Genomic DNA, 11,413 nt, shown 5'->3' with positions numbered 1-11,413 from the left:
CGATTGTGCGCCCATACTAGATATGGGCGCGATACTGTAGGGCGGCACGAGGACTGGCGTTGGATTTTCTTCAATTGGGCATTGTATTGCTGGTGGCTTTCGTGGTCACGTATATCATGGTGCCCGTGTCCAAGCGCATAGCCTTGCGCATTGGCGCCATCGATTACCCCAGCAATCGACGCGTGAATACTACGCCCATTCCGCGATGCGGTGGCATCGCCCTCTTCGTTGGCTTCATGGCTGGCTTGTTCGTTATGCACGTGCAGTCGTTTACGTGCGGGCACAGCTGGCTCGACATCATCATGGAGCGCAACGTCAACCCGTCACTGCTGGTTGCCGGCATCACGTTCATGTTCGCGCTCGGCCTCATCGACGACGTGCGTCAGATTAACGCGAAGGTGAAATTCGCAGGGCAGATCGTCGCATGCTGCCTCATCTATGCTGCTGGCATCTCCATCGACGCCATTGGCTCACCTATCGATGCCGATGGTCATAGGCTCATCTTCCTGCAGTGGGCCGATATGCCCATTACGGTTATCTACCTGCTTGGCTTCGTGAACATCACCAATCTCATCGATGGCCTCGACGGCCTTGCCGCCGGCATCGTCGCCATCGTTACGGCGTGCCTCATGGTGCTCGTGGGTGCGCAGGGGTCGTTCACGCTCACGGGCATGTGCCTGGCGCTCATCGGCGCCTGCATTGCCTTTTTGCGTTTCAACTTCTATCCCGCCACCGTCTTCATGGGCGATTCCGGCTCGCTGTTCCTGGGGCTCATCGTGGGCATCGTCTCCATCATGGGCGTGGTGCGCATGTCCAGCCTCGTGCTCATGCTCGTTCCTCTGGTAATTGCGGGCGTGCCCGTTATCGACACGCTTTCGGCAATCGTGCGCAGGAAGATCGCGCATAAGCACATCGACGAAGCCGACCTGGGACATGTTCACCATAGGCTCCTCGATGCCGGCTTCAGCCAGCGCAAGGCAGTTGTCATCCTGTATAGCTGCTCTGCCGTGCTGGGCGCCATCGGCATTTCCATTGGCCAGTTCACCGGCATGGAGCGCTGGGTCATCTTGGGCGTGCTGGCTGCTGCGCTTGCCGTGGTCATCTGGAAGTTCAAGCTTTTCAAGCCCGTGCTTCGCCATTACTACGAGCATAAGGGCAAGGAAGGCCCGCGCGTGCCCGTGGGGTACGAACGCGATGCCAACGCTTCCGGTGGCGAGGATTCTTCGTCTGAAGAATAGGCGAGGTAGGGCACGTGTTGTGTAGAATGCGTGCCATGCGATTATCTTGTTGCACTGGGTGGCCCGTGTGGTAATCTATATGGGCTGTCATTCAAGCGGGCCTAATCGGCCCCACCTGTTTCGGCGCTTCGGCTGCTGATGGGTCATACGAATATGCTGTATAGCGTATGTTGTTATGTGTCCCATGGCCCGTGCCATGGGTTTTTTATTGGATAGCAAGAACGATACCTTGAAGGGGGTGTTTGCGATAGCTGCACAGGAACCACGGCTCAATGAGTCCATTACCGCACGCGAAGTGCGTCTCATTGGCTATGACGGAGAGCAGATGGGCATTTGCGCAGTCGAGGAAGCTCAGCATGTTGCCGACAATGCGGGTCTCGATCTCGTGGAAATTGCTCCGAATGCCAACCCGCCCGTATGTCGTGTGATGGATTACGGAAAGTTCAAGTACGAACAGGCCATCAAAGCAAAGCAGGCTCGCAAGAACCAGAGCAAGATCGAAACCAAGGAAATGAAGTTCCGCCCCAAAATCGATGTGGGCGACTACACCACCAAGAAGAAGCACGTCATCCGCTTCCTCGAGGCTGGCAACAAGGTCAAGATCACCATCATGTTCCGCGGTCGCGAAATGGCCCATCCGGAACAGGGTCTTAGCATTCTGGAACGTCTCGCAGACGATTTGAAGGATATTGCGGCTATCGAAAGCCAGCCCAAAATGGAAGGCCGCAATATGCACATGGTAATTTCGCCTTTGCCTGGCACGGCCAAGAACAAGAAGGCCGCTGCTGGTAAGCGTAATAGGAAGAACGTCGAAGAAAAGGAAGGGGAGTAACATGCCCAAGATGAAGACTCATCGCGGCACCGCTAAGCGTTTCCGCGTTACCGGTTCTGGCAAGATCATGCGCTCCAAGGCTTACAAGAGCCACATTCTCACCAAGAAGAGCCAGAAGCGCAAGCGTAATTTCCGCCACGAAACCGAGATTGCCAAGGCTGACCAGAAGGTCGTCGCACGCAATCTTGGCCGTCGATAGTAAGTAAGGGAGGATTGAAATGCCTCGTGTAAAGCGTGCCGTTAACGCTCATAAGAAGCGCCGCACCGTCCTTAATCGCGCCAAGGGTTACTATGGCGCAAAGTCCCGTTCCTATCGCGCTGCGAAGGAACAGGTCCAGCACTCGCTGCAGTACCAGTACCGCGACCGCCGCAACAAGAAGCGCGAAATCCGTCGTCTCTGGATTACGCGTATCAACGCTGCTGCTCGCATCAACGGTATGAGCTACTCCACGTTCATGAATGGCCTCAAGAAGGCTGGCGTCGAGCTTGACCGCAAGGTTCTCGCCGACATGGCCGTGAACGATGCTCCCGCATTCGCCGCTCTTGCCGAAGTTGCCAAGAAGGCTCTGTAAGCTCAGCGACATAGCATTGCGAAAGGGGTTGGCACATGCCAACCCCTTTTCGTGCGCTGTTCGAAGTGAAGCGAACGGCGATATGTCCTTCGGCGTTATCTGCTAGACGGATAGCGCTTTCTCTTATTCTTCTTCGTCCTCGAGCGATTCGCTTTCGAGTTCTTCGGCTTTTTTCTGGACGTAGGATTCCGCTGCCTGCATCGCGCGACCACTGGCGTCGATCACGACTTCGATGCCATGTTCTTCGAAGGCGTTCATATCGGCGGCGCTCATGGCGTGGCAAATGAATACGTCGACGTCGATTCTGTCCATGAGCTTGGCGTATTCTTCTCCCGTTAGCCCCTGGGCGGGTAGGTTCTGAGACTCGGCTATTTCATAGCTCTTCGTGGTGTAGTAATTGAAATTCTGGCACTGGGGAAAGAACTGCGCTACATCCAGGCCGTCGCTCGCTACCGCGATTCTCATAACGTACTCCTTTTTCTGTCTGCGAAAACGATAGCAAAGCCCCCGGCTTAGCGGGCGCTCTTTCGCTCAACGGAATTAATTTGCAAGTTGGTGGTAGACGCGAAAAAGAGAGGCGGTTTGCACCGCCTCTTACTATCGCTTGCTGTTTAACGAGAGCTCTTCGAGTGCTGTTTCGCCCTCGTGCGACGCTGCGACCTACCGGGGCGGAAATCGCTCTTGGCGTTCTTGTTCTTGCCCTGCGCCTTCCCGGAGCGGAACTCGCCCTGACCATTGCGGCTCTTGGGCTTGGGGGCTCCGTTGCGGTTCTTCTTGCGGGGAGCATCGTCGGCGGGCTTGCGGTTGCTCTTCTGGGCGGCCTGTGCGGCCTTCTGATTTTTCTTATCTTGCTTCTTGGCCGTGCCGCGCGTCTTGCGAGGGGAGGGTGCTTCCTCGTTGCGCTTGCGTTCGCGCTTGGCCTTCGACTTCTTGCGCGACTTTTCCTCTTTGGCGGCGGCTGCAAGTTCGGGGTCGTCCTTGGCTGCCTTGCGCGTGGCCTTGTCGGCCAGGGCGGCTTCGCTCGCCGACGCGTCGAACGACTTCACTTCCATGGTGGGGATGCTGATGCCGATGAGCTTCTCGACGGCGCGCAGCAGCTTCCTCGTGTCGGGCGAGATGAAGGAGACGGCAAAGCCCTTTTCGCCGGCGCGGCCCGTGCGGCCGATTCGATGCACGTAGTCTTCTGCCTGCATGGGCATGTCGAGGTTCACGACGTAGTACACGTCGGAGACGTCGATGCCGCGTGCGAGTACGTCGGTGGCGACGATGATGTCGATCTTGCCGGCAGCGAAATCGTCGAGCGCGCGTTTGCGCTGGTTCTGGCTGCGGTCGGAATGGATGGGCGCGCACTTGAATCCTGCGCGGCGCAGCTTCTTGACCGTGTTGTCGACGCGATGGCGCGTGCGGGCGAACACGATGATGCGCGTGCCGCCGCGTTCATTCAACAGCGAGATGAGCAGGTCGATCTTCGCGCGCTGGTCGACGTGGATGACATATTGCTCGATGGTGTCGGCAGTCTCGCCCTTGTGGGCGATTTCCACGAAGACCGGGTCCTTCAGCAGGTTCTTCATGTTCTTCTGAATGGCCGAATCGATGGTGGCCGAAAACAGGAGCGTCTGGCGGTCGACGGGGCACTGCTTGATGATGCGCTTCATATCGGGCAGAAAGCCCATGTCGAGCATGCGGTCGGCTTCATCGAGAACCACCGTTTCCACCTGGCTTAGGTCGGCAGCGCCCTGGTTGATGAGGTCGACGAGGCGGCCGGGCGTGGCGATGAGCACGTCGGTGCCACGCGAGAGCGCGTCGATCTGGGGGCCATAGGAAAGGCCGCCCACAACGCAGGTTACGTGGTGGTGCGTCTTCGTGGCAATGGTGGTGCACACTTCGCGAATCTGCATGGCGAGTTCGCGCGTGGGCGTGATGACGAGCATGAGCGGGCCCTGACCATGGCGGGCGTGACCGATCTTGTCCATCGACGGCAGGCTGAACGCTGCCGTTTTGCCCGTGCCCGTCTTGGCGGCGGCGATGACGTCGCGGCCCTTCAGGATTGCGGGAATAGCCTGTTGCTGCACGGGGGTGGGCTCGTTGTAGCCAAGTGCGTCAACGGCTGCAAGGCCTATTTCGCTTAGGCCCAGTTCGTTAAAAGAGGTCATAGGGAATAATCAATCCTTGGTTGAATCTTATGCGTCTATACGTTGGGCATCGGCGTGGAATGCTCTCTGGGTGAGCACGATGCCAGGCGTATGTGCCAGCGTTTCAGTGTACGTAGGCGCGATTAGCGTTGCAACGCTCGGAGTGCATCTCCCTCAATTCCCCGTAAGGATGACGTGTAAAACGCAACAAATCCCGTGAGGTTGGGATTGAGCGCGTCTTCTTCGGGGAGCGAGCCGGGATGGAAGAGGAACTCCATCGGCATGTTCTTCTTGCGCGCATACGACACGAATGCGGGGTAGACGGCGCTTACGCGTTCGGGCGTCATGTGGCCGCTGAAATTGATGCCGCAGAAGATGGCGGAAACCTGCTCGTATTGCGGTAGCTTTTTTCTGTCGAGGCGCCAGAGGAAGTTCAAGAGCCAGTGCTTTACCCAGTTGATGGGCGGAATCTTGAACCAGATGCGGGGCGTTTTCAGGAAGGGCAGCACGGGTTCGGCCGGAATGCGCATGAATGCGATGGTGCATCCGCGCGATTCCGCCGCCTTAAGCGTCGCGTCGAAGACGGCGGGGATGAGGTGGAAATGCTGGTGACTATCGATGCGCAGCGCGCTCTTCGCCTGGGGAAGCGCTTCGAGGTAACGATCGAGCTGGGCGCCTATTTCCTCGGTTAGCTGGCGCGTGAGGTCCTCGCGCGTGCTTCCGAATGAGAGCTTCAGCATCGAGGCGAAGCTCTGGCGGAACATGCCCTGCTCGTCGGCCAGAAGCGGAACGAGTGCCGGGTTGGCGCAGCAGCGGCCTTCGACCACGTTTACATGCAGGCTCGTGAGGATGTGGCCCTCGTGCTCCTTCAGCAGGCGGACCGAGTCGCTGAAGCTGGGGGAGTTGACCATGACTGAAATGCTGTTGAGCGCCCCTGCGCCGCCGCACGAATTTGCGTACGAGAGAATTAGATTCGACTGATCTGGGGTGATGCCGAAGTCGTCGGCGTGGAAAATGATTTCGGGGGTCGTATCGTACGTCATGTGCCTAACGTATCTCCTTTTTGTTCAGCTCCTGGAAAATCTTACCATGCGCTACACTGGGACTGTCCGATATACACCGTCTGTAAAGATTGCCCATGACTTTTGAACTCGCGGCCGAAGCGCCATCGCATCAGATTTTCGACCTCTCCCTGGTGGTTCCCTGCCATAACGAGGAGAAGAACGTCGAGCCCTTTTTCGATCGCGTGAGGGAAGTCTTCGACGGCACGGGCGTTACGTACGAAATCGTGTACGTCAACGATGGCAGCTCCGATGGCACCATGGGCTCGCTGCGTCGCCTCATCGACGCCGATGCGGGGCAGCATGCGCTGCGCGCCATCGGCTTTTCGCGCAATTTCGGCAAGGAAAGCGCCATCTATTGCGGCATGAAGGAATCGAGGGGCGCTTCCGTGTGCCTCATCGACGCCGACCTGCAGCAAGACCCGGCGCTCGCGTTCGATATGTACAAGTATCTGGTCGAGCATGACGAATGCGATGTGGTGGCGGCCTACCAGGAAACGCGCCGCGAGAACAAGATGCAGGCGTGGCTGAAGCGCCGCTTCTACCGCACGTTCAACGTCGCTTCCGACGAAATAGAGATGCCCGAAAACATGAGCGACTTCCGCGTCTTCCGCCGCAGCGTGGCTGATGCGCTCATTTCCATGCCCGAGTACTACCGTTTCAGCAAGGGGCTGTTCGCCTGGGTGGGCTTCAATACGCACGCCGTTCCCTACACGCCCGACGAGCGCTTGGAAGGGGAGTCGAGCTGGTCGACGCGCAAGCTCTTCAAGTACGCCTTCTCGGGCATCATCGCATTCACCACGTGGCCTCTGAAGGTTGCCAAGTACATCGGCTTCCTTTCCAGCGTGGTGGCTACGCTTTACTTGCTGTACGTCATCATCATCGACTATCTCATCATGGGCGTCGAGATTCCCGGTTACCCCACGCTCGTGTGCCTCATTCTTCTTTTCGGCGGAATTCAGCTTCTGGTGCTTGGCATCATGGGCGATTACCAGGCTCGAAGCTATATCGAGCAGAAGCACCGCCCGCTGTATATCGTGAAGGAGCGCTACGACACACGGGGCTAAGGGCGAGTCGTGGACATCGTGTGAACGGCGGCAATGTTAAAAAAATTGCCCCTTGCGCGCTTCGCGGGGCTTTGCCATAATAGCCTAGCTGCTTCACGGAAGCGCATGATCGTCCCCATAGTCTAGCGGTCAGGACGCGGCCCTTTCAAGGCTGAGACACGAGTTCGATTCTCGTTGGGGGCACCAAAATAACGCAGGTCGCGGCATACGCTGCGACCTGCTTTTTTATTGGTTGATTTCAGGAGGCGTGCATGCCCAAAGTATCCATTCTCATCCCCGTCTACAATGCGATTCCCTATCTCAGGCAGTGCCTCGATAGCATCAAAGCGCAGACGCTCCAGGATATTGAGGTGCTTTGCATCAACGACGGCAGCAAGGACGATTCTCTTGCCGTGATGCGCGAGTACGCCGAGGCCGACAGCCGCTTCAAGATTCTCGACAAGCCCAACGGCGGTTACGGTCACTCTCTGAACTACGGCCTTAGCCACGCCACGGGTGAGTTCATTGGCATCGTCGAGCCTGATGACTTCATCGACGAGCATATGTACGAAGACCTCGTGTCGTACGAGAACTTCGGTGGCAAGCCCGCCGACATCGTGAAGGGCTCCTACGTGCAGTTCTACGATGGTCGCAATGGCTATGGCGATGCCGTAACCACGTCGGCGCTCACGGAATTCATGCCGAAGGTCCCCACGGCCCTCACCATCGACGAGCATCCGGGCCTTTCCTCTTCGCATCCCTGCATCTGGACGGCCATCTACCGTCGCTCGTTCCTGGAGTCGGAGGGCATCCGCTTCGTGGAGCCCAAGGGCGCAGGCTGGGCCGATAACCCGTTCATGCAGGAAACCCTCGTTGCCGCCAAGCGCATCGTGTGGGTTCCGAAGAACTACTATTACTACCGTCAGACCAATATGAGCTCTTCGAGCTTCCTGAAGGATTTTCATATCCCGTTCGACCGTACGCGTGAAATGCGCGAGGTGCTTCGTCGTCGCAACGCGTCCGCGAAGATCTGGGAAGCGCTCTACGTGCGCGAATTTAGCTACATCAACTTCGTGCTGGGGGAGTGCGGCTTTTCCGAAACCGACCCCGAAGTGCATGCGCTCGTGCTCGAGATGCTCGAAGACATGGATAAGGACCTCGTTCTTTCCAGCAAGTGCTTCGCGGCAAGCGATATCGATTTCTACAAGTCGTTCCTGGCTGCGGCTCGCATGGAGAAGGCAGCCCAGGAGCGGGAAGCCGCCGAAGAGCAGCCCGTCGTTTCGTTCGTCGTTCCCGTGCTGAATAATCGTCGCACCATGGCCGAATGCCTGGCCTCGCTCAATGCGATGGCAATCCCGCACGAGGTCATCTGCGTCGACTGCGGTTCGCAGGATTCCAGCCCCATGATCTGCAAGCGCGTGTGCGATACGCATGCCAACGTGCGCATGTTCGATTGCGCGTACGATTCCGTGCCCGCCGGCCTTAACGCCGCGTTTGCGGCATCCCGCGCGAAGTACAGCATGGTCATCGATGCTTCCGTGAGCGTCGATGGGCGCCTGTCCTCGTACCTCGAGCTCGTTGCCGAGGCTTCTTCCGACGTTGCCCTGCTTGATAACGACATGCGCTACGTCGTCGACGCCCTGCGTGCTGCAAGCGCATACGATGCGCCCACCGTGCAGTCCGATGAATTCGTGGCTGCCGTTCTGCCCGCAGGTGCCGAAGCGCTTTCCGGCTTCGTGTTCGACGTGGCCCATGCGAACGAGTATGCGCGCATCTACCGCAACGATTTCATCCGCGACGAGGGCCTCTCCTTCGATGAGTGCGACGGTATGGGCGACGGCTCCTTCGGCATGCGCGCCACCCTGGCTGCCAAGACCATTGCGTACGGCGCGTTTTCCTGCATGACCAACGCCGACCGCTTCATCGAATGGCCCCTGTTCTACCTCGAGCTCGACGAGCAGCATCAGCTCCGCGCCGAGCGCAGCGCAGCGCGTCGCCGCGTCACGCCTGCCATTTTGAAGGGCATCGAGGCGATAGGGGAAGAAGCCTATTCCGTGTCGCTTTCCAACCTGCTTGCCAGCGCGTTTGCCTGGGATATCGTTCAGACCGACAATCTCGACGAGCTGCATGCGTGCATCGACGAGGAGCTTCCCGCCGTGCGTGCCTGCCTGGAGCGCTTGGGCAACGAGTATTGTTGGCATAGGCCCCGCGAGCATCGCGTGTTCGAGCTGCTCGCCAAGGGTGGCGTCGAGGAGTTCCTCGAGGACCGCATGCTCTACAAAGACTACGTCATGAAGCTCGACGAGCAGGCGCTTGCAGACATGAAGGTTTCTCCCACCATGCGCCTGGGCACCAAGCTTGCGCATGCCGGCCGCATCATCATGCCGCGCAAGGCCATTGCCGCCGTGAAGAACGCGCTTCGGAAGTAGCCATGTCCATTATCTCGGGGCTCGTTCATCGTCTTACCGCGGGCGAGAGCTGGATCTCGCCCGCTGAGGTGCTTACCGGCGCGGGAACGCGCGTCGTTGGCTGCAGGCCGCTGGAAAAGGGCGTCTGGATGCTGGAATCCAGGGCCCTCATCGCCCAGAATCGCATCGACGACCTGCAGTTTCAGGTCGTTCTGGATGATGGTACCGTACTCGATTCGTCGCTGCGTGCGTCGTGCGAAATCAAGTCGCCCCGCGGCGCGAAGGGCGTTCCCTGGTTCGAGCAGTGCTACGTCACGCTTCTCTCCAGGGAAATGGGCGACGTCACGGTGCGCTTCCTTGACCGAGAGTCGGGCGAGGCGAAATGCTGCTGGACGCTTGCGAAGCAGCGTTGGCAGAAAGAACTCACCGACGACTACTATGCGCTCGTAAGGAATCCCTTCGCCGATGGCGCGTACGAGGAATGGCGCGAAGCGCATTGCGCAACCACGGAAGAGCTCGTCAAGCAGTCCCAACATTCGTTTGCTCACGAACCTCTGGTGAGCCTCGTGAGCCCCCTGTATCGCACGCCTGCGGCGTTTCTGCGCGTCATGATCGATTCCGTGCGCAATCAGAGCTATGCGAACTGGGAGCTTGTCCTGGTGAACGCAAGCCCCGACGACGAGGGCGTGGCGGAGGTTCTGGCCTCCTATTCCGACGAGCGCATTCGCGTGATCGACCATCCCGAAAACGACGGCATCGATGGCAATACGAACTGCGGCATTGCCGCCTCGCGTGGCGAATACGTGGGGTTCATCGATCACGATGACTTCATCGAACCCGATTTGCTGCACGAATACGTGCGTCGCATCAACGAAGTGGGCGACGTGGATCTGCTCTATTGCGACGAAGACAGCTTCGAGGAGGGGAAGGGCTATACGCTGCCGCTGTTCAAGCCCGATCGTTCTCCCGACTTGCTCTATTCGAATAATTACGTCATCCATCTGCTCATGGTGAGCCGATGGCTTCTCGAGCGCACCGAGCGCTCTGGCCCCAAGACGAATGGCGCGCAGGATTACGACCTTACGCTCAAGGCATTCGAAGAGGGGCGCAATATCGTGCACGTCCCGCGCGTTTTGTATCACTGGCGCATGCATTCTGGCTCTACGAACGGCGGAAATGCCGATGCGAAGCCGTATTGCAATGATGCGGGCGCCTACACGATCGAGCGTCATTTCGATCGCAGGGGCATTCCCGCCGATGTCGTGGATACCGATTGCATCTTCGTGTATCAGCTGAAGATTCATTCCGATATCGATGAGCGTCAGCTTGAAATCGTCGTCGATTCGCCTGCGGACACGCACGACGATAATGCGTGGGCTTCCGCCAAGGCCAAGGGCGCCATGGTAACCACGCCCTCTGAGCGCGCTGCAACCGAGCGCGAGGTTCTTGCGCATCGCAATGAATGCGCGCGCAATTCGAGTGCCGAATACCTGCTTTTCACGGCGGGGGACGTTGCTCCCATCACCGATAACGCGCTTTCGATTCTCCTGGCGTATTTCAAGCGCTCCGAGGTTGGCGCTGTTGCGCCGCGTCTGCTCACGCCGCAAAAGACGCTTTGCCAGAGCGGCATCGTGTTGCGACGTGATGGTGGCCTTACCGAGCTGGGCGTCGACTTGCCCGCATGGGACAGTGGCTACATCGGGCGTTTCCATAGGCCCGCGAACTACAGCGCCGTCGCACCCGATTGCGTGCTTGTGCGCAGGAGTGACTTCCTTGCGGTTGGCGGTTACGACGAGAGCTACAATTCGCTGCTCTACGCCCAGGTTGATCTGTGCTTGAAGCTAGCCGAAAAGGGCCTTCTCAGCCTTTACGTTCCCTTTACCGAGCTTGAGCATGCACGCTGCCGGTTCGAGGCGCTTTCTCCTGTGTCGCAACGCGTTCGCGCGAGCAGGGCGGAAGATGCTGCCCGGTTGAAGGCTGCATGGCCGCGCATCGTTTCCGCGCCCGACGGGTTCTACAACCCCAATCTCGATCAGGGCAGCTCGTATTACCTGCTCAATCATTCGCTGTAAAACAAATCAACCCCGCGATATGCGGGGTTGATTGCGTTTCGGGGTTGTTGGG

10 protein-coding genes and 1 tRNA gene are annotated in these 11,413 nt (G+C 58.5%); 8 read left to right on the top strand and 3 right to left on the bottom strand.

The genetic code is table 11. The annotated features are described in order from the left end of the window. Positions 1–74 precede the first annotated feature (74 nt). The 4 genes from AC04P6_RS03245 to rplT all read left to right on the top strand — a co-directional run bounded on the left by AC04P6_RS03245 (position 75) and on the right by rplT (position 2,642). Complete coding sequence (locus AC04P6_RS03245) at positions 75–1,238, top strand: glycosyltransferase family 4 protein (RefSeq protein ID WP_475565159.1); 1,164 nt, start codon at positions 75–77, stop codon at positions 1,236–1,238. A 196-nt stretch (positions 1,239–1,434) separates the two neighbouring features. After that, entirely contained in the window at positions 1,435–2,070 is a 636-nt protein-coding gene (gene infC / locus AC04P6_RS03240; RefSeq protein WP_475565158.1) for a translation initiation factor IF-3, read from the top strand. Position 2,071: 1 nt separating this feature from the next. Further along, a complete protein-coding gene (gene rpmI, locus AC04P6_RS03235; RefSeq protein ID WP_066661856.1) occupies positions 2,072–2,269 on the top strand; it encodes a 50S ribosomal protein L35 in 198 nt (65 codons plus the stop codon). A 19-nt stretch (positions 2,270–2,288) separates the two neighbouring features. Continuing rightward, complete coding sequence (rplT, locus tag AC04P6_RS03230) at positions 2,289–2,642, top strand: 50S ribosomal protein L20 (RefSeq protein ID WP_475565157.1); 354 nt, start codon at positions 2,289–2,291, stop codon at positions 2,640–2,642. Between the two features lie 123 nt (positions 2,643–2,765). Here rplT and AC04P6_RS03225 read toward each other — a convergent pair whose 3' ends face one another. The 3 genes from AC04P6_RS03225 to AC04P6_RS03215 form a co-directional block, all read right to left on the bottom strand. Next, complete coding sequence (locus AC04P6_RS03225; protein WP_475565155.1) at positions 2,766–3,107, bottom strand: NifB/NifX family molybdenum-iron cluster-binding protein; 342 nt, start codon at positions 3,105–3,107, stop codon at positions 2,766–2,768. Between the two features lie 146 nt (positions 3,108–3,253). Then, complete coding sequence (locus AC04P6_RS03220; RefSeq protein ID WP_475565154.1) at positions 3,254–4,795, bottom strand: DEAD/DEAH box helicase; 1,542 nt, start codon at positions 4,793–4,795, stop codon at positions 3,254–3,256. Positions 4,796–4,917: 122 nt separating this feature from the next. Beyond that, positions 4,918–5,817, bottom strand: a complete 900-nt coding sequence (locus AC04P6_RS03215) for a carbohydrate deacetylase (protein ID WP_475565153.1) — start codon at positions 5,815–5,817, stop codon at positions 4,918–4,920. A 95-nt stretch (positions 5,818–5,912) separates the two neighbouring features. Between AC04P6_RS03215 and AC04P6_RS03210 the strand changes: the two genes are divergently transcribed. From AC04P6_RS03210 to AC04P6_RS03195, 4 genes are all read left to right on the top strand, one after another. Beyond that, on the top strand, positions 5,913–6,902 hold the full coding sequence (locus tag AC04P6_RS03210) for a glycosyltransferase family 2 protein (RefSeq protein WP_475565152.1): 990 nt from the start codon (positions 5,913–5,915) through the stop codon (positions 6,900–6,902). A 111-nt stretch (positions 6,903–7,013) separates the two neighbouring features. Then, positions 7,014–7,088: transfer RNA gene (locus AC04P6_RS03205), tRNA-Glu, on the top strand. Positions 7,089–7,153: 65 nt separating this feature from the next. Beyond that, the gene (locus AC04P6_RS03200; RefSeq protein ID WP_475565151.1) at positions 7,154–9,310 is read left to right on the top strand and encodes a glycosyltransferase family 2 protein; all 2,157 of its coding nucleotides are present in this window, start codon (positions 7,154–7,156) and stop codon (positions 9,308–9,310) included. Positions 9,311–9,312: 2 nt separating this feature from the next. Beyond that, entirely contained in the window at positions 9,313–11,361 is a 2,049-nt protein-coding gene (locus AC04P6_RS03195) for a glycosyltransferase (RefSeq protein ID WP_475565150.1), read from the top strand. The last annotated feature ends 52 nt before the right edge of the window (positions 11,362–11,413 follow it).

The organism is Denitrobacterium sp., assembly GCF_056180635.1.
This window is presented reverse-complemented; position numbering and strand designations above follow the sequence as displayed.